The sequence below is a fragment of the Coleofasciculus sp. D1-CHI-01 genome, assembly GCF_040218875.1.
In the GTDB taxonomy this organism is placed as follows: domain Bacteria; phylum Cyanobacteriota; class Cyanobacteriia; order Cyanobacteriales; family Coleofasciculaceae; genus Coleofasciculus.
Genome location: NZ_JAVJQP010000153.1, coordinates 89456 through 114636 on the forward strand (window position 1 = coordinate 89456; position 25181 = coordinate 114636).

Annotated in this window: 20 protein-coding genes and 1 tRNA gene; 9 read left to right on the top strand and 12 right to left on the bottom strand. The window is 45.2% G+C overall.

Going from position 1 to position 25181, the window contains the following annotated elements:
- Positions 1-46: 46 nt before the first annotated feature.
- The 10 genes from RIB93_RS27020 to RIB93_RS27065 form a co-directional block, all read right to left on the bottom strand.
- Positions 47-4213: an NACHT domain-containing protein gene (locus tag RIB93_RS27020; RefSeq protein WP_446377483.1), complete on the bottom strand. Its 4167-nt coding sequence runs from the start codon at positions 4211-4213 to the stop codon at positions 47-49.
- A 231-nt stretch (positions 4214-4444) separates the two neighbouring features.
- A complete protein-coding gene (locus RIB93_RS27025; protein WP_446377485.1) occupies positions 4445-4738 on the bottom strand; it encodes a DUF2442 domain-containing protein in 294 nt (97 codons plus the stop codon).
- A 3-nt stretch (positions 4739-4741) separates the two neighbouring features.
- Complete coding sequence (locus RIB93_RS27030; RefSeq protein ID WP_446377487.1) at positions 4742-5002, bottom strand: DUF4160 domain-containing protein; 261 nt, start codon at positions 5000-5002, stop codon at positions 4742-4744.
- Positions 5003-5207: 205 nt separating this feature from the next.
- A complete protein-coding gene (locus tag RIB93_RS27035; protein WP_446377489.1) occupies positions 5208-5642 on the bottom strand; it encodes a DUF29 domain-containing protein in 435 nt (144 codons plus the stop codon).
- A 226-nt stretch (positions 5643-5868) separates the two neighbouring features.
- Positions 5869-6708 (bottom strand): carbohydrate ABC transporter permease, encoded by an 840-nt coding sequence (locus RIB93_RS27040; protein WP_446377491.1) that lies wholly within the window; start codon positions 6706-6708, stop codon positions 5869-5871.
- A 145-nt stretch (positions 6709-6853) separates the two neighbouring features.
- Positions 6854-7432 (bottom strand): 5-formyltetrahydrofolate cyclo-ligase, encoded by a 579-nt coding sequence (locus tag RIB93_RS27045; protein WP_446377493.1) that lies wholly within the window; start codon positions 7430-7432, stop codon positions 6854-6856.
- Positions 7433-8806 carry an AtzE family amidohydrolase gene (locus RIB93_RS27050; protein ID WP_446377495.1) on the bottom strand — a complete coding sequence of 458 codons (1374 nt, stop codon included), beginning with the start codon at positions 8804-8806 and terminating at the stop codon, positions 7433-7435.
- The gene (locus tag RIB93_RS27055) at positions 8803-8991 is read right to left on the bottom strand and encodes a DUF4089 domain-containing protein (RefSeq protein WP_446374925.1); all 189 of its coding nucleotides are present in this window, start codon (positions 8989-8991) and stop codon (positions 8803-8805) included. Before RIB93_RS27055 ends, RIB93_RS27050 begins: the two co-directional genes overlap by 4 nt.
- Before the next feature lie 120 nt (positions 8992-9111).
- Positions 9112-10686, bottom strand: coding sequence for a metallophosphoesterase (locus RIB93_RS27060; protein ID WP_446377497.1), 1575 nt, complete (start codon positions 10684-10686; stop codon positions 9112-9114).
- 101 nt (positions 10687-10787) lie between these two features.
- On the bottom strand, positions 10788-11051 hold the full coding sequence (locus RIB93_RS27065; protein WP_006101951.1) for a hypothetical protein: 264 nt from the start codon (positions 11049-11051) through the stop codon (positions 10788-10790).
- A gap of 241 nt (positions 11052-11292) precedes the next feature.
- On the opposite strand from RIB93_RS27065, the gene RIB93_RS27070 reads away from it, so the two are divergent.
- The 6 genes from RIB93_RS27070 to RIB93_RS27095 all read left to right on the top strand — a co-directional run bounded on the left by RIB93_RS27070 (position 11293) and on the right by RIB93_RS27095 (position 15119).
- Entirely contained in the window at positions 11293-12045 is a 753-nt protein-coding gene (locus RIB93_RS27070; protein WP_446377499.1) for a choice-of-anchor W domain-containing protein, read from the top strand.
- A gap of 271 nt (positions 12046-12316) precedes the next feature.
- The gene (locus RIB93_RS27075) at positions 12317-13258 is read left to right on the top strand and encodes a TIGR04168 family protein (RefSeq protein ID WP_446377544.1); all 942 of its coding nucleotides are present in this window, start codon (positions 12317-12319) and stop codon (positions 13256-13258) included.
- A gap of 30 nt (positions 13259-13288) precedes the next feature.
- Positions 13289-13372, top strand: a tRNA-Ser gene (locus RIB93_RS27080).
- Positions 13348-13560, top strand: a complete 213-nt coding sequence (locus tag RIB93_RS27085) for a hypothetical protein (protein WP_446377501.1) — start codon at positions 13348-13350, stop codon at positions 13558-13560. Before RIB93_RS27080 ends, RIB93_RS27085 begins: the two co-directional genes overlap by 25 nt.
- Positions 13561-13628: 68 nt before the next feature.
- Positions 13629-14492: a hypothetical protein gene (locus RIB93_RS27090; RefSeq protein ID WP_446377503.1), complete on the top strand. Its 864-nt coding sequence runs from the start codon at positions 13629-13631 to the stop codon at positions 14490-14492.
- A gap of 159 nt (positions 14493-14651) precedes the next feature.
- Positions 14652-15119 (top strand): DUF3531 family protein, encoded by a 468-nt coding sequence (locus RIB93_RS27095; RefSeq protein ID WP_446377505.1) that lies wholly within the window; start codon positions 14652-14654, stop codon positions 15117-15119.
- Positions 15120-15130: 11 nt separating this feature from the next.
- On the opposite strand, the gene RIB93_RS27100 is transcribed toward RIB93_RS27095, so the two are convergent.
- On the bottom strand, positions 15131-16363 hold the full coding sequence (locus tag RIB93_RS27100) for an RNA-guided endonuclease InsQ/TnpB family protein (RefSeq protein WP_446377546.1): 1233 nt from the start codon (positions 16361-16363) through the stop codon (positions 15131-15133).
- A 220-nt stretch (positions 16364-16583) separates the two neighbouring features.
- Positions 16584-17576, bottom strand: a complete 993-nt coding sequence (locus RIB93_RS27105; protein WP_446377507.1) for a ribose-phosphate pyrophosphokinase — start codon at positions 17574-17576, stop codon at positions 16584-16586.
- A 337-nt stretch (positions 17577-17913) separates the two neighbouring features.
- On the opposite strand from RIB93_RS27105, the gene RIB93_RS27110 reads away from it, so the two are divergent.
- From RIB93_RS27110 to RIB93_RS27120, 3 genes are all read left to right on the top strand, one after another.
- A complete protein-coding gene (locus RIB93_RS27110) occupies positions 17914-19893 on the top strand; it encodes a protein kinase domain-containing protein (protein ID WP_446377509.1) in 1980 nt (659 codons plus the stop codon).
- A gap of 72 nt (positions 19894-19965) precedes the next feature.
- Positions 19966-20643: a dethiobiotin synthase gene (gene bioD / locus RIB93_RS27115; RefSeq protein ID WP_446377511.1), complete on the top strand. Its 678-nt coding sequence runs from the start codon at positions 19966-19968 to the stop codon at positions 20641-20643.
- Positions 20644-21042: 399 nt separating this feature from the next.
- Positions 21043-25155 (top strand): PAS domain S-box protein, encoded by a 4113-nt coding sequence (locus tag RIB93_RS27120; protein ID WP_446377513.1) that lies wholly within the window; start codon positions 21043-21045, stop codon positions 25153-25155.
- Positions 25156-25181 lie beyond the last annotated feature (26 nt).

A 25181-nucleotide genomic window follows, 5' to 3' on the forward strand; every position in this document is an offset into this window, starting at 1 on the left:
TAGCATTTTTGCGCCCTCTAGAATGCTGTCGCTTCAGCACTATTATCTACATTCGCAACGCTGTATTGAGGACAAAAGCTTTAACTGTCACGCCGGAATTAGATAATTTTGCGGCTTGCTGCTCAAATTTTTCTTTGGCTTCCTCAATACTGATTTTTGGTGCTTGGCGCTTTCTAGAATCGCTATCATCCCACTGTTCACAATTAAACCAGGCGATGAGGTAAAGACCATGCTGACATCGATTATCCTGGAGATAGCGATTGACAAGTTGTTCTTCCATTGCAGTATCTAACTCTTTTTTATTCCAGCAGCCTTTCGCTTCAATGATGACAGTTATAGAATCATAAACCTCTCCATTTTGGTTCTTGACTACAGCATCAACTTTAATATCTGTCCGTTCACCTCGACGAATTTCAACTTCCCGGTTGACAATGACGCCTTTTGAATTGAGACAATCTAAGTATCGCGCTACATAGTCAGAAAACGGATTCTCATCTTTGGGAATATAGGTACTACCTTTAACCTTTTTCCAATCTACTTTACTCCAAACATCAATTTTATCAAGATTGAACTGCTTGACTAAGGAATCAGCTAACCTTCTAACTTGAGTCCATTTAATTTCGTTCCATAAATCTATAACAGCAGGATTCTGATCATGAAGTTTTTTCCGCAAACTTTCTAGCGATTCTATTAACACCGCTAACAGTTCATTCCCATCCTTAACCAGACGTTTGTCGGAGTCACTAAAAAGTTGCAGTATTTCATCAGGCTTGGGTGGAGTCCAAGTTTTACGCCGCCTGATATTTTGAGCCTCTCGCAACATCCATTTTAATTTCGTCTCTTCAGGAAATGCTTGAGCAATACGCTGAATCTCAGTACAGGCTTGAGGTGTTCCTTTTTCCTTCAGTTGAGTCAGTACGCTGTCTCTAAACCTAGCAATTGCTTCTCTAACCCCAAAAATGTGAGCGCCCTCATGAACAGGATCTTCATGGTGAGGATATTGCTGAACTAACCAGATATAAAGGTCAGCCATTTGTTTCTCTGTGATGTTTAAGTTAATATCCCATGAGTAACGGTGAGCAAGTTTTTCAAATATCTCTCGTACAAGATTTTGGTCTTTTTGAATAACTGACCAAACGACTGACCAGCTATTGGGTTCTGCATTTTCAATCAATACTCTAGCTGCAACAATAGTTCGTTCGCGTTCTTCTGGGCTTGAAGGAAGTGGAAAAGTAATCAGTGATTTAGCAAATTCTCTTGCTTCAATAGATTCATGAGTCAACAGTTCATCGAGTAACTGCCTCATCCATTGAGGACTCAGCGATTTATCTTTAGCCTTTTGCAAAAAAGCAGACTTTAATCGCTCGTCCCAACATCTTTCAAATTTATTGGTAGAGTTATCTGTCTCTCTTTCTTTGTCTATGACTAGAAAAAGTGCATTAATTACTTCAGAGGGAGCTTTAGAATAAGCTAGTTTGATTAACTCCAGATAATCATCTTGATTGGGGTTGCTGCTAGGGAATGCAATGATAACAGGTATCCACCTATGCCATATTTCGGAAGAAAGAGTATCTAGGCAATCTGGAGATTCCTTTAAAAGTAACTGCAAAGCCCTACATCCAGCGAATGCTGGTGGATTATATTTATTTGTCCCTATCCAGTCGTAAGCTACTTCGTTTTGCTCATGAATGTACTTATTAGCCCCCTCAATAATTCTGCATTGAGTATCTAAATCTGCTTCTCGCCATCCAGGAAGTTGGGTTAAATCTGATTCAAATTCGTCCCCATAATCTTGGCTATCTGGCTCAAGAGTCATCTCAAGGTTGAGTTGCAACCAAGCATCTAGGTTTACCGACTCTAGCTGTTCTAGTAATAAAATAATTGTTTCTTTCGGAGATGGCTCTAAAACAGTAGATGTTTGTCTAGAATTATTCAAATCCTGTCTCTTTCGATGGTTAGCTTTCATTTCTTCAGCTTTAGCTGAACCCAATTCAATAACTTCCAAATCAGAGGCAAACTCTCTACTCAAAATTGTATTAGTTCCAGCTATTGTAACAATAGCATCTATTTCTTTGGTATAGTTAGAGTTATTTTGTGGATTTCCTAGTTGCCAAAACCCCCAATTAATGAGTTTTGCCCAAATTGCTTGTGTTTGCTCAAAGCTAGACTGTTGGAGCTTACCAAGCATCCAAAGAATATCTTTATCTAAACACAGACTATTTGTTGCATAGTTTAGTAAATAAAGTTGCTCATCTTCTGATTCAGCAAGGAATAGAACTACTTGTTCTATTAATTTGTGTCGCTTATTATCTTCATCAGACAGAAGAGACAAAAACTTATTATAATTATAACTGCTCCTCGATGTTATGACTGGCTTATACCTTTGCCACTGGATCAGGGCTATCTTAGCAAAACTCTCTGCGACGCCAGAATTATCAAAATTTTCCCAAGCTTTTAAAAGAATAGAATTTGCTAATACTTCAAATTCAAAGGGATTTCCGCCAAGTCGCGCTCCTTGCTTTTCTACCCAATCGAGAGCTATTAATAAATCATCTGACTGAAGCTTTTCTACAAGTTTGGATTGAAGAAATCTCGGATAGTTACTGCTAGATCTTACTTTTTTAGGAGGAGTTATAACTCTAAATAATTCCTCTGCTGTTAAGTTATCCGACCAAACTGCCATCAGAGACGCACTTTTAAGTTCATCATTTTCATCTTCGGCAAGTTCACCAACAGCTAAAGGTTTCAACTTTAATCTTGTATCTGCATCACCAATTGAACAGATAGCTCTTGCCGCTTTTGCTCTGAGTTGTATAAGTTGTTCAGCTAATCCAGGATACTTTAACTTTTTGTATCTTGTGTAATTATCTAAATTTGGAAATAAATTTTCTTGATCATACTGCTTCAGTAAGTTCTCAATAATAATCTTCTTACTTGCATCTGTGGATATGTCACTTCTTAATATCACATCAGGGTCAGTCCTGATAATTTCCTGAAGAATGTCATCCCTCATACTGGCTAACCACGCAGCCGTTTCATGAAGTTGAGGAACTAATTTGTGTTCAGAATCATCGGAAGACACAATCAGACTCATGACTTGGACTAACGGGATTTTACGCTCAACTAAGTACCAAGCGGCTAGAAATTCAGCATAGGTTTGGTGAGCAAAACCGATGCGATTTGTTCCTCGTCCCGAAAATAAGCCTGTAACAGATAGCACTTCCTTAATACAAGCATCATCAACATCAAACTTTTGCTGTTCTCTGATTTCTTGACCACCCCGCAAATCCTTAATGGCTATATCCGAATCTGGCATATCTGTCGTGTCTGGACTTTTCCAAATAGCGGCTCGATTCGCTAAGATTGTTAAAGCCGCGATACGACCTGCTACAATTAAGCGCTGCTCCTCATTAAATCTACCTGTGACGGCAGAATCCAAGCGATCTTTGTTTACTTCCTTACACAGTTCTAAACACCCCTGTTTATACAATTCTTTCTGAGAATCAGGAAATTGTTGATTTTTCTGATAGATGCTCAGTAAGAATTTTAACGTAATTGGTTTAACTGCCAATGGAACGGCTTCTCGCTGAATAACCTCTTGGATGAATTCATCAGAATTTATGTTTTGCTGCTTTGCGGCTTCAATAACATCACTTTGGCGTAAGGGAGCAAGTTGATATATACCGACATTTTCTTCTCCCCATTTCTGTTTAAGCTTTTGTTCCAAACTATCCGACCAATCAGCGGTTCTACAGGTAATCCGTAGGTAAAGACGCTCACAAGGAAGGTTCTCAATCTCACGCTTCAAAATTCTAACCAGTATTCTTATTGAGAGTAGTCCCTCATCTAAACTATCGAGGAATAGATAGAGTTTATTACTTCCCTTGCGCCACGTTTGCACTGTCTGGTTATCGAAAATTTTCTGACACAATGTTGTATCTGTGTCATATTCACCAAGTTCAAACCACAGACACTCATCGTCAGAATCACGAACTTGCTCTAACCTTTGTTTGTACTCTTGCTTTGCTGCTGTTGTTTTCCCAATACCCGCCTCACCCAGCAACACTAAACAGGGAATATGGGATATATCTGTGAAGGGAACTACATCTGGGTTGGTTAAATATCCATAATCTTCAGGATCAGCTAAAAATCCCAAATAATCAAACTTTAGCTTACCCGTAATTGGACACCAAAAGCGTTTCCAGTTGTACATACTTTTTTCCTGAATCACTTGACTTATCTATACAAGAACACCCCATCAACGCAAAGAGCATTGGTTATGCACGGCTGATACCTCAATACTAGCCATATTAGCAACTTGCCCAGCCGCGCGATCGCACAATTCTTTATAGTGGTATGATGCCTCACTGTGAGTCAGTTTTCTGGCTTGGTAGAAACAGAAGTATCGTTTCCAAAAATCATGCGATCGCGCGTTTAAAACGTCTCATTGAACAATTTCTGATTTCAAAGATACTTTTTCATAATTTGGAATTGGTTGATCTGTTATTGTGGCGTATAAAACATCTGGGTCTAAATCCGCTCCACTTTCCCAGTAAATTGTCCCCCATTCAGGATTTATCTTGACTTGAGCAAAGTAGGTCAAGTCTTGTAAGGGAGCAAAAATTCCGGTGAAATCGATGAACTGGCTGATGTCAATAATTCCTTCTTGGTCATCCTCAAATTTGAGGTAAAGCTGATAATTCTCTAGAGGTTTAACCGATACAATATCTTTGAGCATTTTTTACTCCAATGGTGCGATGGGTTCTAATGGTGTTTGAAGTCGGGCAAGTTGCCAGTTTTGCCTGAGTTCTGCTTGATGAAGGGCAGCCCACTCTACAACTAATCCTAAGATACGAGGGGTAAGTTTGCCTTCTAGGATTGATAGGGTTTCGATGTCAATAATCGCTTTTTGTTGATTATAGCGAACATGAAAGTGAGGAGGTGGGTGATCGTTATAGTACATCGTGATGATGATACCTAAAAAACGGCTGAGTTCTGGCATTAGCTTACCTTTTTTGTTTGTGCATGGGTTGATGATATAAAACCATGAGTTAATTGTCGGTTAATGTTTCTAGGGCGTAGGGGTGGGGAACAATTAAAGTTAACAGTGAGGATCGTCATTCGTCATACTCACTTCGCGAGAAGCAAGCCACGTCATTCGTAAGGGTTTGAGGATTGTTAACATAACTTTTGTCATTCTCCGGGGATTAGTTCTGTTCAGGTAAAAATTCAGGGGATAATAGTTCAGTTAGGGTGTAAGGACAAGTTTCGGGAAATGAGGATAGTCCCGTTTCTTTTTCAGCGCTAAGAGTAGCGAGGGGGTAGATTTTTTCGAGGGCATTATCGAGGCTGGATTTGAGACTGAGGTTTTCTTGTAATAGCTTCTCTAAGCGAAGACGTTGCTCCTTAATCGTTAGTTGCCAACTACGAGAACGTAGATTCGGCTGAAATTGCCATTTGAGTAAGTGCATGACTAAGACTTCTAATCTGCTTTCGAGTTGTCGCTTTTCAGCACGTCCCATATCTTCGATTTCTTCAGCAATGTTTTGCCAGTCTATTTGATGGAGTTTTCCAGTTCTTAGTAGGTTAGCTTGTTCTTGTGTCCAAGCATAAAAGTCATTTTCGTATGAGGTTGAATTCATGATTTATCCTGCCTGATGAATTGCCTGTTAATTTATAATATATTCATCCACAAAAACATTGATAATAAAAACATTGTTTGTTCGTCCCACATTTTGCCCGTACAGGGGCGGGTTTAATGTAGGGGCGGGTTTTACTACTATCATTCAGGGTTGCACCCAGATATAAATAAACCCGCCCCGACTTGTTGCCATAATTTATCTGTACAACCCACTCAGATAAAACAATTTACCCTTTAACACCACTGCCACTATCATTAGGTACGATATACCGCTGCATTAGTATAAAAAATAGCAGAACCGGGGCAATAGAAATAACGGAACCCGCCGCAACTAAACGCCAATCTAGGGAAAAGGTTCCGGCTAACCTAGCCACACCTAACGGCAAGGTATAATATTCAGGTCGATCCAGAACGATTAGGGGCCAGAGAAAGTCACTCCATGAGCCAATAAACACAAAAATAGCCAACGTGACTAACGCCGGACGAACGGCGGGAATCATTATATGCCACCACAATCCTAACTCCGAACAACCATCGATCCTAGCGGCTTCTTCGAGTTCTTTAGGAACCCCTTGAAAAGCTTGGCGTAATAAGAAAATGCCAAAGGCTGAAGCTAAACTGGGAAAAATAATGCCTAAATAACTATTCCGTAAGCCAAGCTGCACCATCAAAATGTACAGGGGAATCATCACGATTTGGAAGGGAATCATGATGGTGGAAACAATAATCGCGAAAATGATATCACGTCCGCGAAAATTAAGTCGGGCTAAGGGATAAGCCGCTAGAGAACAAAAGAGAAGATTTAAACTAACAGTGAGAATGGCAACAATGCCGCTATTCCAAATATATTGACCAAAAGGATTCGTTTGCCAGACTTCGATATAGTTCTCAATTGTCGGTTGACTAGGGAACAGTTGAGGTGGAAAAGACCAAATATTCTCGGTGGAAGACTTCAATGATGTGCTAATTAACCAGAAGAGGGGAAACAGCATCACCAACGCGATCGCACTCAAGAGAATATACGTCCAAATCCTTTGCCAAATCTGTTTTCCCGGCGTTTTACTCATCGTATTTTCCCGTTCTGTAGTGAGGGAACCTTAGCCCTCTAAACCATCATAGTCAACCCCGTTTCCGTACAAACCATTCAAAGCCTCTCTCCTTGTAGGAGAGAGGTTTGGAGAGAGGTTTTCCAGCATCCCAACCAAAAGTAAGCTAAACCATCATAGTTATTCCTGTTTCTGTGCAAACTCCATTTAACGGTTGATCCCACTCATCGATAGGGAGTTGGGGAAATAACGCAAAATCAAAGATAATTCCGATAGTCGGCTTCGATATCCATTCTGCCGAACTCAACAGGCGATCGTAAAATCCACCCCCATAGCCTAAACGATAGCCTCGGCGATCGCACGCCACCGCCGGAACCAAGATTAAATCCACGTCATCAGGCTCTAAGATGGGGGAATTGGCATGGGGTTCAAAAATGCCATAAGCCCCCGTTTGCAGGGCTTCTCCGTGCTTCCAGCGATGCCAGAGGAGAGATTTGCCGACACATCGAGGGAATCCCCAACTGTGTTGGGTATCGGTAAACAGGGGATGGAGATCGGGTTCTTGGCGAAAACTAAAATAAGCCAGGATCGTTTTTGCTTGAGTGAATAGAGGTGACGACTTAAGCTGAGTACAGACGCGATCGCTCTTTTCTCGCCAGTCTTCTTTTGTCATGGCTTGTCGCTGTTTCAGCAGTCGCCGCCGTAATTCTTTTTTAGTCATTTTTGAGGGAATTTCAGTAGCCATTTATAGTTCCTTCCCCTCCAATACGGCGGCGACACGCAATATCATGGCTTCATGGTAAGGAGCAGCAATAATTTGTACACCTAAGGGTAGAGAACTAGACGATTTAACCGGAACCGATAAAACAGGTAATCCAATAAAAGATAAAGGTTGGGTAAACAGTCCCAAATTCGGGCGCACTAATATCTCTTCTCCCCCAATTACCATTGTTTCTTGATCGATGCGGGGGGCGACACAAGGCGTAGTTGGTGCGAGAATAATATCTACCGTCTGAAAAAGTTCCTGCACCCTTTGGCGATACCATTGGCGAAACCGTTGCGCTTGGATGTACCACGAGGCGGGAATTAAAGCCCCCGCTAGAAAACGATCGCGCGTGGCGGGGTCAAAATCTTGTGGACGCGATCGCAAGTTGGCAAAATGTAAGTTAGCGCCTTCTGTAGCCGTAATAATATAAGCCGCCGCTCTTGCCCGATGCGCTTCCGGTATGCTCACTGTAGCGGTGACATTCAGCGCTTGGACGACTTTGGCAACAGCATCTAAGGCGTCTGGGGTAGCGCCTTGAGCAAAATAGTCTCCCGCTACCGCAATCCGTAATCCCTCAATTCCTTGTTCGAGTTGCGGTAAACAAGGTTCTGGAAGACGTTGCGTACATACCGGATCACGTTCATCATGTCCCTGAAGGATATCAAACGCGGTAGCCATATCTCGTACTGATCGAGTAAACGGACCAATATGATCTAAACTACTGGAAAATAAAATCGCCCCCGCCCGTGATAAACGCCTGTATGTGGGTTTTAAGCCAAAAACTCCGCACAATGAAGCCGGAACCCGGATTGAACCATTAGTATCGGAACCCAAAGTAAGGGGAACTAATCCGGCTGCAACCGAAGCGGCGGAACCCCCAGATGAGCCACCAGAAACGCGAGTCGGATCATGAGGGTTCGGAGTTGCCCCATAATGGCTATTAACCGTCACAAACCCATAAGCATATTCATCCATATTTAACGCCCCCACCAGCACCGCCCCGGCTTGCTTAAGTCGGGTAACGGCGGTAGCATCGTGGTTCGCTGGGGGATTTTCGGTATTAATTTTTGATCCGGCTAGGGTGGTTAATCCCGCGATATCAAATAAATTCTTCACCGCAAACGGAACCCCCGCCAAGACGCCAGGAAATTCCCCTCTGCTAATCGCCTGATCCACCCGTTCCGCCTCGGCGATTGCCGTGTCAGCGGTAACGGCGGTAAAACAATTTAAGCTAGGATTACGGGCATCAATATGCGCCAAACAATCCCGCGCGATCGCACTGGCGGTTATTTCACCCTGATAAACGGCTGTAGCTATTCCCACAGCGTCAGCTTGTCTCCAATTAAAGCTCATGGTTCAAAGACTGGTGCGGCTTCTATATTATCCGGTAAGGGAAACTCATTCACCAATTGTGCGATCGCGGCAATGCGAGTAATGTTATCAACAACACCAGGACGGTATTCTGGGTCAATCGGCAAATCAATCAACTCTGCCATGCGATCGACATATTCACCAAAATCAACGGTTTCTTTAGTCATAACTTCATCAGTGTTGAGTTTCTCTTCCCTGTTCCCTGTTTCCTGTTCCCTGTTTCCTGTTCCCTGTTCCCTGTTCCCTGTTCCCTAACCAATGACGAATGACAAAGGACAAATGACCATTTAAATAACAAACGCTTCCTTAGGATAATTATTCCACGTTTGGTGACATCGTTCAGCAATAAATGGTTGAACTCGGAACTTCGGCGGATTACCCTCTAGAACATCAATTCGTAAAAATGAATAGAGTCGCTGCTTTTTAGAACCATGACCATGGCGTCCCGCATAAAAGTGCGATCGCGCCACCAAATGGGAGGGATTATTGTCAATAAACCCAACGGATTCCGTAATCTCTGACCCTTCTTTCCGTTGACGGCGTAAACTATGACCACTCCCACCACAAATAATCCAGGGCATATCAGAATCCGCATGTCCAGTATCCACCGTTTCTAGATATTCTAAACAGTGGGCATGACCAGTTAACACCAAATCTACCAAAGGACGCCCCTGTGCTAAATCACCCACCTCCGTCGCCACAGCATCCAAAACTTGGCGCAGGCGGCGGCGAACTGCCCTTGTTTGCGCCTGTTGCCATTTAGTGGCTTCAGTCACATAAGGAGGATGATGCAGATAAATCACTCGTCCTCTTACCTCGTCGGTATGCCAAGACTGGATTAGCCGTTGTCGCAGCCAGTCCAATTGTTCAAAATCAATCGTGTTTTCTTCATTTGATGCCAATTGTTTATTAATATCCAAGCTTAGTTCATCAATTTGCTCTAATTTCACATTCAAATCATCAAGCTGTTCCGCCTCTTCCGGGTTATCCGCATCCAAAGTATTGGAGGTTTCCATAAGTTGTTGTTTTTCGGCTTCTAATTCATCTCGTCTCTGTTCTAAAAGATGGCGAAAGGCTTTCCCTTCTGGAGTGTTGGGAATCGGTGCGGGGTCGTTAAAGGTATTGGAATCGAGGGCGAAAAAGTCAATTCCACCACTACGGAACGTATAATAACGGTTCGGTAAGCGGGTAAATTCTCCGGGTTGATAGCGCAAGCAACGTCCTGTATCCGTCTTCGCCGTATAGTGGTGATCTAAATGATTTTCCAACTGTCCCCATTGCTTCAATGGTTTCAGATAGTCTAAGAATGCTTTAGTATAAGCTTTGCCCTTATGCGATCCGTGCCAACCAACATTTAGATCGAGTTTAGTCTTAAACAGGTGGCGTAGGGGCCAAGTTACCTGTGCCATAAAGCCATAGACCAAGGGTAAATCGTAGTAATCGTGATTTCCAGGGATGGTGAGGAAGGGAAGATTAAACACCATTTGGTCATAAGCAATTTTATGGTGAGAGTCGCCATCGACGAGAAACTCGCGGTAGGGTTTAATAAAGTTTTGGGGATAATATTCACTCGAACCTACCTGATATACCACGTCACCGGTATGCAATACAAAGCGGCAGTTATCGCGGTGATTTAGCATCATTTCCCCAATTTTGCGTTGTGGATCATGTTGTTTGTGAGACCCAAAGCCTGTATCACCGACGACTAAAAAAGAGAACTCTGGATGATCGGGTTGATCATCGTCTAATACCAGCCGAGTTTGATCAATATCCCGTTCAACGATTAACGGATCTTGCCAGCGAACTCGTTGCTTCATCTGCTGGATTTTCTCGGCAATAGGGGGATCGGACACAAATTGCATGATGCTTCACTGCCAAAGGTTTGCGTTTTGAGATTATCGTCCGATATTGAGAATTATCATCTATCCTAATGTGGGGATCTCACCAAATCACCGTCAACCCTCTAGCGAGGAAAACACTTGCGGAGCATGATTTGACCGACCAAACCATTTTCCTTTGGGGATGCGAAATGGACAACCTCAATCACCGTAAAGCAGGGTCCGACATCGTGCAGCATCCCTTCAGCAAACGAAATCAACTCGCCGCAGCAGGGTAGACGAGATAATTCCACCCGTTCCCCGTTTAAGTCTTCTAACTCCGGTGAATAGTCTTTATGGGATGTTCTGGGGGCGTTCTCGAACATCATTTGTACTTTAACCAGTTCCATGGGTAACACACTCCTGATCCAACGCCTATATAGATTACCGGAGTTTCGACTAAATCCCAAACCCAACCCCACCCCCTCTAAATTTTCCCAGGAATTATCCTCAAGGAGAGGAATTCAGCGATCAAATTAGGCAGGTTAAATGGGAAATAGCTGATACCTGATATTTTTCTCAGCTCAAAGAATTAAACTGGTCACTATAGCAACAAATACTGTCTCGTCTATTTTGGAGATCGTGATGAACATGATACACAACAAGCTAGTTGCCACAACATTGGCGGCTGGAGCATCTGTCCTGAGTTTTGGCATGTTATCTCAACCTGCTGCGGCGATTGATTTAACATTTGTAAGTGAGGGTGACACTGTTCCCGAAGGCTGGACTAACTTGAACTGGACGGTGGAAGGGAGAGCAGGAGCTAAAGGCTTTGCTGACTGGGAGTTTTCCACCAAAGAAGATGATATCCACACAACCGTTGAGCAATTGCAGTGGAATTGGCAGAATGATCAAGAAGTGCCATGGCTTTTAAATTGGGATGGGAATACCGTTTCCTTTACCCTGGGTGGGCAAACCATTGCGTTCTACCAAGATAATCCACCCGCTAAGTCTTTAAATGGATTTTACCTCTGGACACGAGCGACAACGAAATCGGGTAAAGTCGATCCCGGTACTGAAATTTTGCTGAATGTCAACGCTGTTAACGGAATCGCAGTCGCTCCAGTATCCAGTTCTGCTATTGCACCCCTAGGTGAAGGGAACACCACTATCACAAAGAACTATTTTGCCAGTGATACCTCGATTACCTCTCTTTCAGGGATTGCTAATATGAGTTGGCTAGAGGGTTCTCCGAATCCCAACCTAGAGAATGCTCGTTCGCGAGTTGGCTTGAAAATTGAAGGATTTTCTTATGCTTCGATACCGGAACCCGGTGCAGTTGCAGGACTAGTGGCGATGGGGATGTTCGGTGTCACTTCTGTACTACGGCGTAAAAAAGCTTAGCATCAATGGCACTGAAAATGTGCCGTTTAGGATCGCCGAAACCTTGATATACCGTAGGGTGGGCATTGCCCACCAGCCTGAACAAGCGTGCCATTAAGTAGGGGCTTGGTAACCAAGCCCTTACAGGTGGTGTTAGCTTGGGGGCAACTTTGAGTAATTCTTATTTCGTCATCGGATCGCCCCGACAAGCCCTCAGATGGTTTTTGGACTTAAGCCAACGAGTGCGGCTTTTTTTTATGCTGGAAACAGGAATAATTAAAAAACTATGAATATGACCAGTCATAATCAGCCATCTATTACAATTGCCGTCGTTGGTGATGTTCACGATCAGTGGGAAGCCCAAGACGCGATCGCACTCCAAAAGTTGGGGGTTGACTTGGTGCTGTTTGTCGGAGATTTTGGCAACGAGTCTGTGGGAGTAGTGCAGCGAGTTGCTTCCGTTGATCTGCCCAAAGCGGTAATTCTGGGAAATCACGACGCTTGGTATACCGCATCGGCTTGGGGACGGAAAAAATGTCCATACAACCGTCAACAGGAAAATTGGTTACACGATCAGTTAGAGGCACTGGGAGATGCCCATGTGGGTTATGGGTATCTGGACTTTCCCGAACTTCAACTTTCGGTAGTCGGAGGGCGTCCGTTTAGTTGGGGCGGATCAGCGTGGAAAAATCAAGACTTCTATCGGGATTGGTATGGGGTCAACAGTTTTGAGGAGTCCGTTGAACGAATTGTCGCCGCCGCCCAAGCCACAGACTACAACAGGATTCTTTTTTTAGGTCACAATGGACCAACGGGGTTAGGCGAGGAAGCCGAATCGCCTTGTGGCAGGGACTGGCATCCCTTGGGCGGCGATCATGGAGACCCGGATTTTGAAGCCGCGATCGCGCAAGTTCAGGCATTAGGAAAACAGATTCCCTTGGTTACGTTCGGTCACATGCATCACCGATTACGCCACACAACCAAGCGATTGCGAACGATTGTCAAAACCAGTTCAGAGGGAACCGTGTATCTGAATTCAGCCAGTGTGCCCCGAATTGTGCAAACGGAAACAAACCGACTGCGGAATTTTTCGCTGGTGTCTCTGGAAGCGGGTGAGGTTGCTTCAATTTCTCTCGTTTGGGTGGGAAATGACTATTCTGTCGTACTCGAAGAGTTTCTCTATCGGCATCCTCAACCCGTTAGCGGACAATTTGTTTCCAGACACTCGCCATGAACGCTCAGGCTTGGTATTATAGATAAGCCTGGAGAGGTGGCAGAGTGGTCGAATGCGCTCGACTTGAAATCGAGTGACCCAAAAGGTCCGTGGGTTCGAATCCCACCCTCTCCGTTCCTGTTGGGGAAGCTGGGGAAGCTGGGGGAGCTGGGGGAGCTGGGGAAGCTGGGGAAGCTGGGGGAGCCGAAATTAAATTAGAATTCTCGGCGATTCGTCTTGATTCCTATCTCCTGTCTCACCTTAACCACCTAAATCGCGAGGGGCTACGGCTTCAACCGGAACAAAGTGGAGGTAAGCCGTAGGGGGAGAGCGGGAAAGACTTCGGCTAAACGCCCGAAGTATTTCCAGTTATTGCCCGCTAAGTGGTATAATGGCAGCCATGAAACAAGTCCTCACGATAGTTGTAAAGCTTCAACCCTCCCCTGAGCAGGTGGCCTTCTTAGAGGCAACTCTTCAGGCGTTTGCGGATGCTTGCAACTACGTCAACGGACATACAGATCCAAAACTGACCAACAAAATTGCGATTCAATCTTTGACTTATCAAACCATTAAAAGCCAATTCAATTTGGTAGCCAATATGGCAGTCAGAGCTTGTGCAAGAGTAGCGGCTAACCGAAAGGTAGCCTTTTCAAAAGGCAAGCCTGTTAAAAAGTTTGCCTCAGGCAGTATGGACTGCGATAAGGACTTGTTTCGACTTCGTGAACACGACTGGACGGTAAGCCTTGCTACTGTTCGCGGTAGAGAGCGAGTTAAATTGAACCCAGGTAACTACCAAAGAGGAAAACTCAAAGGGAGGAACCCAACTTCATCTCAATTATGTAAGCACCGCGACGGGCAGTTCTACCTGCACATTCAGATCAAGGATACCCCTCCAGACCCAAAAAATACCGATAAGGTAATAGGTGTCGATTTAGGGCGTCGCGACATTGCTGTTACCTCAGAGGATCAAAGGTGGGACGGTAAGCCGATTCAGTCGGTGCGAGATAAGTTTTCCTTTCTTAGAGCATCTCTCCAGAAAAAAGCCTCGAAAGGCACGAGAACAACTCGACGTAGATGTCGAGAAGTTTTGAAACGGTTGTCGGGGAGGGAGAGGCGTTACCAGCAATGGCTCAACCACAACATCTCCAAAACAGTGGTTAGACGGGCGTGCAAGTTAAACCGAACTATTGAGTATGTTCAGCTTAGCTTGTTCGATGACTTCAGGGCTACTAAAAACCCAGACCTCAGCTCTTAGCAGGTCTGGGTAGTTTATGTCAAATTCCTAAAATTCCTACATAACTGATACGGCTACCAACCCAAGCTGGGACAAATTTGTTCCCTGTTCCCTGTTCCCTTTCCTAACCAAAATGTCCCGCTTTAGACCGATAACCCTGATACTGATAACTGATAACTTATGCAGGTAGAGTTTCGCGAGTATAACCCATTCGATTTGTGGATTTGGCTAGAGTTTGCCACTGTTCCTTCCCCCATGGAAAAAGATTATATTGAAGAGTTATTCAATTCCTGGTTTTACCTAGGGAAATTAGGCGGATTTGATGCCGAGAACCTGCAAGTGCAGGAGACGGGTGTGGATATTAGCTATATGGACTATGATCACCGAGAGACAGACAGCACCCTCATGGCGCTGATGCATAATCAAGGAGACTTTGATTATCAGGGAACCTGGGGACGCTGCTGGTTTGACTTAGGCACATCCGATGCGATCGCACTCGATGTTCTGATCAATGCCCTAAAGCAACTGTCTAAAGAATATGTTCACCTCGAACGAGTCATCATCGGCGGTGAGAATGAAGATTGGCCCACAAAAAGCCGTCAAGAGTCTTTATTTTACGAATCCCAGGATAACGGGCGAGTGAGGTGAACTACTCAGGCTTACTTCGTTGAAGCCTGAGCTTCTGATCTCACAGGGGATTGCGTCAACTTAGACTTGCGCCCAAGTTTCGGTCTCACATCCCCTCCATCAGCAGCAGTCCCAGTCCCTGAGACCGATAGGATTCTGATGCCTTCCGCTCTGATATTTGCTGAAGCGTTACCATCTCTATCATGATGAGTACCACAGCTAGGACAAGTCCAACTCCTAACCTCTAAGGGCATCTCGTCTACCTGATAATGGCAGTTTGAGCAGAGTTTTGAACTGGGAAACCATCGGTCAATTTCTACCAATACCTTGCCCTCAAATTCAAGCTTGTACGATAGAAAATTGACAAACATTCCCCAGCCTACATCAGAAATAGATGCAGCTAGTTTATGGTTACGAACCATGCCCAAAGTATTTAGACTTTCGACTACGATGACTTGGTTTTCGTCAACAAGCTTTCTGGACAGCTTATGCAGGTAGTCTTGACGGACATTACTAACTCGTTCGTGAACCCTAGCTACCAGTTTTCTGGCTTTATCTCTTGAATTGCTCCCCTTCTCTTTTCTGTCTAATTTTCGTTGCTTCCGCTTGAGGTTACGCTTATGCTTGGCTAAATGCCTAGGGTTAGCAAACTTAGAGGTCTTGACCCCATCATTGACAATAGCAAAGTCCTTCAATCCTAAGTCAATCCCAGCTACTTTGCCATCACTTCGACTTCGCTCAGTGCTAACAGGTGGGCTATCCTCTTCTGTCTCGGTCAAGACGGATGCAAAATACTTTCCCGATGGGGTCATGCTCACCGTTACCGTCTTGATTGTTCCTTCAATGGGTCGGTGTATTTTGGCTTTGACTTTTGCCACGCGACCCGGAAACTTGAGGCAATCATCAACAACCTTGACCGATTGAGGGTACTGTATAGATTGCTTATTCTTTTTAGCCTTGAACCTTGGGTATCTAGCTCTACCCTCAAAAAAGTTTTTGTAGGCAGTCACTAGGTTTAGTGTGGTAGCTTGCAAAACTTGAGAGTAGCATTCAGATAACCATTCGGTTTCCTCCTGTTTCTTGAGCTTAGGCAAAAATGCGTTTAATGCTGAACGTGTCAAGCCTTTACCCGTTAACTGGTAAGTTTCAATGCACAAATTGAGTGCATAATTCCACCACCAGCGACTACAGCCAAAGTGTTGAGCTAGTATCACTTGTTGTTCAGTTGTCGGATATAGTCTAACTTTGACGGCTTGATGTCGCATCGCTTTCACCTCCTTTCCCCCCTCTTACCACTATAGACTATTTAGGGTAAGCTGATCCGGAAGATGGGAAATTTCGTGCCTCAATTTCCCGCTGTCCATCCTCACCCTACTATCGTTGAGAGTGAGGACTTCCGCGACATTGTTAAATATTGGGTAGGGGCGGGTTTTATCGCTAACGTTTAGTCGGGGCTTGGTAACCAAACCCCTACGGCGGTTTGTATCAACGAAACATACTGCTTACCGAACTGTCTTCATGAATACGCCAGATGGTTTCTCCTAGCAAGTTGGCGACAGAAAGCATAGTCAGTTGCTCAAAGTGATTGTTTTGGGCTACTGGAATCGTATTAGTGACAATCACTTCTTCAAAGATTCCACTGGAGAGGCGTTCAATCGCAGGTGGCGAAAAGACGGCATGAGTCGCACAAGCATACACTTGTCTAGCTCCCTCTTGACGCAGAATCTTGGCACCTGCAGCAATAGTCCCCGCCGTGTCAATCATATCATCGACCAAAACAGCCGTTTTGCCCTTGACATCTCCAATCACATTCATAACCTCTGCCACATTATGCGCTTGTCGTCGCTTGTCAATAATGGCTAAGGGCGCATCATTCAGCTTTTTGGCAAAAGCCCTGGCTCTAGCTACGCCACCCACGTCAGGGGAAACAACCACCAGATCAGGTAATTGTTTACTCGCCAGATAGTCTAAGGTTACTGGAGAACCGTAGACATGATCGAAGGGAATATCGAAATACCCTTGGATTTGGGCAGAGTGTAAATCCATGGCTAATACCCGATTCGCGCCCGCCTCAGTAATCAAATTTGCCACTAACTTAGCGGTAATTGATTCTCGCCCTGCGGTTTTGCGATCGGCTCTGGCATAACCGTAGTATGGAATAACAGCAGTAATCTGTCGTGCGGATGCTCGCCGACAGGCGTCGATCATAATCAGCAATTCCATCAGGTTATCGTTTACCGGATGGCAACTCGGCTGAATTAGGTAAACGTCGCACCCACGAATGGATTCTTGAATTTGGATGTATAACTCGCCATCGGCAAATCGTTTGCGAACCATTGGTCCAATGTCCATGCCCAAATAGCGAGCAACTTCTTGTGCTAGTGGAACATTAGCAGACCCAGAAAACAGTCGGAGACGATTATTATCCGCGATTAGCGGCAGCGCAGGCTGAAGCGTTAACGTTGCAGAACGGCTCACAGCAGACCCTCGAAGCTCATTTCAAGGCAATCTTAACATTTGCTGTTGTCTATGGTTCTAAGTAGGTGGGGACAATTAAAGTTAACGGTGGGGATCGTCATTGGTCATTGGTCATTGGTCATTGGTCTTATGTAAAGGTTTGAGGATTATTTACAAAACTTAATACAATTTCATTTTCTTTTGTCCGACTATTTAGTCTAACTATCCACTGAAAAGAGGGTCTCCTCAAGAGTCACAGATAAAATAACTGTAATAAATGCCAGGAAGTGACCGTCTTCTCATAAAATTTAGACGGGTAGACCATCCTGTTTTCCCCTAAACTCCAATTCACAAGCTCATGGAACAACCGATCGCCTCTGGAACTATTCTGCAAGCCCGTTACCACTTGACCAGGGTTCTGGGTCAAGGGGGATTCGGTCGAACCTACCTGGCGGAAGACCTGAATCGGTTTAAAGAACTTTGTGTCCTCAAAGAATTGATTCCGCCTCAGACTGAAGCCTATACCTTGGAGAAGTCCAAAGAACTGTTCCAACGGGAGGCAACCACCCTCTATCAAATCAAACACCCGCAAGTGCCGGAATTTCGAGCTACCTTTGAGGAGGATGGACGGTTTTTCTTGGCACAAGACTACGTTGAGGGGAAAACCTATCGCGAGTTACTCAATGAGCGCTTAGAAGAACTAGCGGGCAATTCCACATCCAGCACGGAAGCCGTAGGGATTCCCACACCGCCTCAAAATACACCCATGGGTAACCCCGTCTTCTCCGAAGCCGAAGTTAAACAGCTACTCCAGCAATTATTGCCCGTATTAGAACATATTCACACTAAGGGGATCATCCACCGCGATATTACTCCCGATAATATTATTCTGCGCCAGGGCGACCAACTCCCGGTATTAATTGATTTTGGTGTGGTAAAGGAACTCGCTACCCGTTTGCAGTCGCCGGATATGGCAACCCCAGCCACAACGGTTGGTAAACTGGGTTATGCTCCCAGCGAACAAATTCAAACCGGAAAATCCTATCCCAGTAGTGACCTCTATTCCCTAGCCGTTACCGCCGTGGTGCTACTGACAGGCAAAGAACCCAGGGAGTTACTGGATAATACCCAGTTAACCTGGAACTGGCAACGGTGGGTGACGGTAAGTGATGAATTTGCCCGGATTCTGAACCGGATGCTAAGTTACAGACCGGGCGATCGCTATCCATCTGCAACAGATGTATTACAAGCGCTGCAATCTCCACCCCCTCCAGCCGCCTCTACACCAGAACCAAACGCCAACGCTTCCGGTATGGCAACCGTAGCCGTAGGACGACGTCCGGAACCGCAGACACCACCCGCAAGACCACCCGCGCAATCAGAACCCGTGATTCCTGAACCCAGTAATGACTCGATTTGGGAAAAGCCTGGGATGGTTGTGGCAATTGGTGCAGTACTTGCCGTGATTGCAGGGTTGGGTTCTTGGGCAATTGCGAATCGATTAAGACAGGAACCGACTCCCCCAGAAACAATTGTGGAGTCTCCGTCTCCTTTACCCACCGAAACTGAATCTCCCTCACCTTCACCCACTCCCACCGAACCCCAAGTCTATAGTCAAACTCTGGCTTTGTCTCCTGGTAGAGAACTGTCTATCGAGAGATCATTACAGCCGAATACTATTGTTAACTACCAGATTCAGGCGGAACAAGACCAGACGTTAGAGGCTTTTATTCCCACGGAAGGCGTTTACATGACCGTCCTTGGACCCGATAATCAACCAGTAAGCGATCGCGCCACACGGGTACAGCAATGGCGAGGTCAACTTCCCTATACCGGAGAATACACGATTCAATTAAGTTTAATTCCGGAACTTCCAGAAACTGAGTACCAACTCAATTTAGACTTAACGGAAGCCCCCGAACCCACACCATCGCCATCTCCGTCGCCATCGCCATCGCCATCTCCATCGCCATCTCCGTCGCCATCTCCGTCGCCATCGCCATCGCCATCGCCATCCCCCTCTCCTTCTCCCACTTACGAAACCGAACGGCTGATAATTCCTGAAGGAGAACAGGCAATTCAGTTTCAAGGTCAAACCGCACCGCAACGGGTAAAACGGTATCGCGTCAACGTGGAATCCAATCAGCAACTAGCGGTAGAAGTTATTCAAGGTGATGTCACCTTAAATATCCGCAATCCTAATGGTCAGTTAATTGAAGATGCCTCAAACATCAACTTTTGGCAGGCACAATTGCCTCAAGGGGGCAACTATATCATTGATGTGATTGCCCAAAGACCCAGCAATTTCACCTTGGGTGTTAGTCTCACCAATCCTTAGGTCATTGGTCATTGGTCATTGGTCATTGGTCATTGGTCATTCGTCATTCCCTATTCCCTATTCCCTTCTATCATGACCCAAACACTACTGATTACGGGTACAAATACTGATGCAGGCAAAACAGTATTAACCACTGCCCTTGCCGCTTATTGGCAAACCTATTACCCGCAAAAACGTCTGGGAATTTTCAAGCCGATGCAAACGGGAACCGGGGATTGGGAACATTATCACCAGCAATTCAACCTGGATCAAACCCCTCAAGAGATTGCCCCGTTACAATTTAGCCACCCTGTCGCCCCACCAGTCGCGGCGGAACGGGAAGAAAGACCGATAGAATTAAAAATAGTCTGGCAGGCATTGAATCGCCTCCAGCAGCAACGGGATGTTGTTTTAGTAGAAGGACTAGGGGGACTGGGTTCACCTGTAACCCATGAGTTAACCGTGGCGGATATCGCCAGAGATTGGAAATTACCGAGTGTCATTGTGGTGCCTGTGGAACTGGGCGCGATCGCACAAAGCGTAGCAACTGTCGCCTTAGCGCGTCAGTCGGGCGTTCACCTCAAAGGAATTATCCTCAATTGTGTTCAGCCTCGTTCAGCAGAAGAGATTGCTGATTGGACTCCCATTGAGTTGATTCAGTCACTGACACAGGTTCCCATTTTAGGCATTCTGCCCCACTTAGCTGATCCCACTGATCTGAGCAAATTGGCTCAAGTGGCATCTGAGTTAGAACTAGAGCGATTGTTCTAATGTCAGTAGGTGTGGAAATTAAAGTTAACGGCAGGGATCGTCACAGTCGCTTCCCTTGAGACGCAAGCTACGTTTTATATAGGGATTTGAGCAGCATTTACAGAACTTAACCTAGTTCGGTGTATTGCCACCAACCGACTTACCGAAAAATCCTGGTATTGTTTTAAGAATTGAATAAAATCGGTTGAAATAGCTGATTTCTGTAACAGGTATATCAACATCATGGCGAATATCAAGGAAAATTAGCTTAATAATTCCTTGGGTCATCTACGTGACGTATTCCCTTAATCAATCCCCGATTAAGTAGCTTTACAGTTAAGAATTTAAGCCATCCTAGTCCACACAAGGGCTAATGACTCATAACAAATGACTCATAACACATGAAAAATGATCACCTTAATGTCTGCGATTGAACACCATCCGCTGACTGTTACACCAGACACCTGTCTGAGCGATGTCATCGCACTCCTAAATCCAGGAACCCACACCTGCCCATTCCCATCGGGTACAGGATCTTTGGGTTCAAGTTATAGCGACAGAACAGATGGAAGCTGTGTCTTAGTTATAGAAAACGGGCAGTTAGTCGGAGTGATAACGTTGCGAGATTTGGTTCAAATTGTAGCGGAGAGAAGTCCTCTAGAAAATCTTCCTGTTGCTGAAGTGATGACTCAGCCAGTGATTACGCTGAAGCAATCCGAGTTGCGGGATGGTTTCAAAATGCTGAATTTATTCGAGTGCCATGGTATTAGCCACTTACCCATTGTCAATGATGACAATCAAGTGGTAGGAGTTGTCACACCTGAGAGTTTGCACCACGCTATGCCATCAATGGAACTGTTGAAAAGGCGTCGAGTAGCAGACGTCATGACACCTGAAATAATTAACATTACCCCCACGAGTTCTGTACTAACTGTAGCGCAACAAATAGCAGAGCATGGAGTTAATTATGTCGTCATTTGTGAACAACAAGAAAATAGAAGTGCAGAGCCAATAACGTTGTCACAATCAGGAGATTCAAGAGCATTTTTTGTTCCACTTGGCATCATTACTGAACGAGATATTGTCCAATTTCAGGCATTGGAACTCGATTTAAACTTGCCAGCTTATACACTGATGAGTTTTCCCCTATTGTGTGTGAATCCAGAAGAGTCGTTATGGACAGCTCATCAGAAAATGCAGCAGTGGCGAGTGCAGCAATTAGGAGTCTGTAGTCATCAAGGAGAACTGTTGGGTATGGTTACTCAAACCAGTATCCTACAAACCCTCGACTCAGCCCAGTTGTATCACTTTATTCAAGACTTACAGCAGCAACTGAATCAACAGCGTCAAATCATTTCCTCACTCCACGCTGAAAATCGGCATCTGCGACAAAATAGCGATGAGGGAGCAGAGGGAGCATGTAGAGACGTAGCATGCTACGTCTGGGGAGCAGAGGGAGCATGTAGAGACGTAGCATGCTACGTCTGGGGAGCAGAGGGAGCTGGGGAAGCTGGGAAAATTTGGGATCAAGTGACCCCCATGGAACTGAGGGAGTGCCAACAAACGCAAGGGATTCTGCCAACTTTAAACCGTATTCTCAAAACCCTAAGTGAATCCCACCGAATATTGATGAGTGCCACCCAGGAATCTGAGTTATTCCAGAAGATTTGTCGTCTGATTGTGGAGGTAGGGGCGTATCGGGGGGCTTGGGTTGGCTTGACAACTGACGATACGTGCCAAACAGTGCAACCTGTAGCTGGATTTGAAGCGTTAAATAAGGCAGAAGACTTCAAGAAGTCAGAAGGTAAAGGGCAGAGGACAGAAGGCTCTTTGAAGGCAGAAGACAGAAAAGATCAGACGGAAGAGTTTGAACTAAATAATTCTGAAAATAAGCAGTATCTAGAACGATTTGTTATGCCTGAGTTTAACCCATGCTCAGGTGAATCTCCTGTTGATAGCGTTTGGCAAACTGGACAATCGATAGTTTGTCGCCATATTCAGACTGATCCAAAGTTTACACCCTGGCGATCGCACGCCTTACAACAAGGTTATGGGGCGTTGATTGTTCTACCGTTACAGGTTAAAGATCAACCGTTGGGTGTGTTAACTATCTACGCCGTGAACTCCGGAGCATTTGCGCCGGAAGAGGTGCAGTTATTGAAAGAATTAGCGAATGATTTAGCCTCTGGTATTGAGGGGTTACGCACCCACCTTGCCCGTGAACAAGCCGAAGCTGAATTATGTCAGTTAAATCAAGAACTCGAAAGTCGGGTGCAACAGCGCACAGCTCAACTTCAACAGGAAATTCAGGAACGTGAAGGGATAGAAGCGTCATTACAGCAAGAGTTTGATCTATTATCCCGTGTTATGGAAACCAGTCCTGTGGGGATCATTTGGGTGAATTCTCAGGGACAAATCATGCTGATTAACCATCAAGCGGAACAGATTTTAGGTCTAAAGTCGGAAAAGTTTTGCCCAGATTATCAAGATAAGCTGACTTGGTACAATCAGGATGAGTCAGGGAATTTAATTAAGTATAAACAGTTACCATTTTGGCATTTGGTGAAAACCAATCAGGCGGTTAATGACCTACGCTATACCATTGAACGAGATAATGGACGCCGAGTATTACTGTCAATTAACGGAACATCTTTATTTAACCAAGCGGGTCAGTTAAAGGGTGTCGTATTTGCGATCGATAATGTCACCGAGCGAGTAAAAGCCGAGGAGGAACTGCGACAAAGCGAAGAACGATTTCGGACGGTTGCTAACTTTACGTATGACTGGGAATATTGGCTGAACCCGGACGGTCAGTTTCTCTATATATCTCCTTCCTGTGAACGGATTACCGGGTATTGTGTCGATGATTTTCTCCAGGACGCCAGTTTATTAGAGTCGATTATCTATCCAGAGGATCGAGAAAAATTTGTCCAACATGGGTGTGCCACGGCGGTAATTCAGAGGGTGTCAGGAATTGATTTTCGCATCCTAACTAAAACCGGAGAGTTGCGTTGGATCTCTCATATTTGCCAATCTGTCCACAGTGCTGAGGGGCGTTGGTTGGGGGTACGAGCGAGTAATCGGGATATTACAGAACGCAAACAAGCTGAGGAAGCGTTGCGAGAGAGTGAGAAACGCTTCCGGAGTATGTTTAATCAAGTGGCTGTCGGCATTGTCCAAGCGACGTTATCGGGTCAGTTTCTGTGGTTTAATCAAAAGTTTACCGACTTAGTGCAGTATAGTGCAGAGGAACTGCAAAACAAGACGTGCAAAGACATTACTCACCCCGATGATGTTGATCAGGAACTCACTTGCCTGAATCAGTTATTGGCAGGAGAAATTGACACCTTCTCCCGTGAAAAACGCTATCTTCGTAAAGATGGATCTGAGGTTTGGGTGAATTTAAGTGGGTCGCTGATCCGCAATAGTCAGGGTGAACCGAAATCTTATATTGGCGTAGTCCAAGATATCAGCGATCGCAAACAGGCACAAGCGACGTTGCAGAGGCTGAATGAACAACTAACAGGGCGGGTGAATGAACTGGGTAGCCGCAACCGAGAAATGGTGTTACTCGGCGACTTGAGTGACTTTCTCCAAGCCTGTTTAACGGTTGATGAGGCATATAACGCGATCGCGACATTAGTGGCTCCTTTGTTTCCAGGGAGTTCAGGGGGAGTGTTTGTAATTAATCCCTCTGAGAATTGGGTAGAAGCCATGGCAACTTGGGGAATCGTTTTGGCGAGTCAGACGCTGTTTTCGCCGAAATCGTGTTGGGCATTACGTCGGGGACGCCCCCATTTGGTAACCCAGCCACAATCCGGTTTACGCTGTCCCCATATTCATTCAGATAGTTCTCCCTTAGAATCTTTTTGTGTGCCGATGATGGCACAGGGAAAAGCGTTAGGAATTTTATATATTAGTTCCCAGGAACGGGGACAATTAACTGAGGCGAAACAACGGTTAGCTTTAACAGTAGCGGAGCATTTAGCCCTGTCGTTAGCCAATTTGAAACTACGGGAAACGCTTTCCCAACAGAGTATTCGAGATGCGCTGACTGGGCTATTTAATCGGCGTTATATGGAAGAGTCTCTAGAGCGGGAAATTCATCGAGCGCAGCGTCATCAGCAACCGATGGGAATTATTATGTTGGATATTGATCATTTTAAACATTTTAACGATACCTTTGGTCATGAAGCCGGGGATGCTGTGTTACGAGAATTAGGCATATTTTTACAACGAAGTATTCGGGCGTCGGATATTGCCTGTCGTTATGGGGGTGAGGAATTAATGCTAATTTTGCCCGATGCTTCACTGGCTGATAGCAAGCAACGGGCAGAACAAATTCGCCAAGATGTTAAAGAGTTGCAGATCGAGTATCACCATCAACTCTTAGATGCGATCGCGATTTCTGTGGGTGTGGCGGCGTTTGCTGAACATGGTTCCACGGCACAGGAACTGATTGCGGCGGCGGATCGGGCACTTTACCAGGCTAAAGCCCAAGGGCGCGATCGCGTGGTGACAGCAGATAAGTAGGTAGGCACAATAAAAGTTAACGGTGG

Excerpts from the sequence above, each read along its gene's own strand:
- RIB93_RS27020 (WP_446377483.1), bottom strand. The coding sequence starts at position 4,213 with ATGTACAACTGGAAACGCTTTTGGTGTCCAATTACGGGTAAGCTAAAG.
- RIB93_RS27025 (WP_446377485.1), bottom strand. The coding sequence starts at position 4,738 with ATGCTCAAAGATATTGTATCGGTTAAACCTCTAGAGAATTATCAGCTT.
- RIB93_RS27030 (WP_446377487.1), bottom strand. The coding sequence starts at position 5,002 with ATGCCAGAACTCAGCCGTTTTTTAGGTATCATCATCACGATGTACTAT.
- RIB93_RS27035 (WP_446377489.1), bottom strand. The coding sequence starts at position 5,642 with ATGAATTCAACCTCATACGAAAATGACTTTTATGCTTGGACACAAGAA.
- RIB93_RS27040 (WP_446377491.1), bottom strand. The coding sequence starts at position 6,708 with ATGAGTAAAACGCCGGGAAAACAGATTTGGCAAAGGATTTGGACGTAT.
- RIB93_RS27045 (WP_446377493.1), bottom strand. The coding sequence starts at position 7,432 with ATGGCTACTGAAATTCCCTCAAAAATGACTAAAAAAGAATTACGGCGG.
- RIB93_RS27050 (WP_446377495.1), bottom strand. The coding sequence starts at position 8,806 with ATGAGCTTTAATTGGAGACAAGCTGACGCTGTGGGAATAGCTACAGCC.
- RIB93_RS27055 (WP_446374925.1), bottom strand. The coding sequence starts at position 8,991 with ATGACTAAAGAAACCGTTGATTTTGGTGAATATGTCGATCGCATGGCA.
- RIB93_RS27060 (WP_446377497.1), bottom strand. The coding sequence starts at position 10,686 with ATGCAATTTGTGTCCGATCCCCCTATTGCCGAGAAAATCCAGCAGATG.
- RIB93_RS27065 (WP_006101951.1), bottom strand. The coding sequence starts at position 11,051 with ATGGAACTGGTTAAAGTACAAATGATGTTCGAGAACGCCCCCAGAACA.
- RIB93_RS27070 (WP_446377499.1), top strand. The coding sequence starts at position 11,293 with ATGATACACAACAAGCTAGTTGCCACAACATTGGCGGCTGGAGCATCT.
- RIB93_RS27075 (WP_446377544.1), top strand. The coding sequence starts at position 12,317 with ATGACCAGTCATAATCAGCCATCTATTACAATTGCCGTCGTTGGTGAT.
- RIB93_RS27090 (WP_446377503.1), top strand. The coding sequence starts at position 13,629 with ATGGCAGCCATGAAACAAGTCCTCACGATAGTTGTAAAGCTTCAACCC.
- RIB93_RS27095 (WP_446377505.1), top strand. The coding sequence starts at position 14,652 with ATGCAGGTAGAGTTTCGCGAGTATAACCCATTCGATTTGTGGATTTGG.
- RIB93_RS27100 (WP_446377546.1), bottom strand. The coding sequence starts at position 16,363 with ATGCGACATCAAGCCGTCAAAGTTAGACTATATCCGACAACTGAACAA.
- RIB93_RS27110 (WP_446377509.1), top strand. The coding sequence starts at position 17,914 with ATGGAACAACCGATCGCCTCTGGAACTATTCTGCAAGCCCGTTACCAC.
- bioD (WP_446377511.1), top strand. The coding sequence starts at position 19,966 with ATGACCCAAACACTACTGATTACGGGTACAAATACTGATGCAGGCAAA.
- RIB93_RS27120 (WP_446377513.1), top strand. The coding sequence starts at position 21,043 with ATGTCTGCGATTGAACACCATCCGCTGACTGTTACACCAGACACCTGT.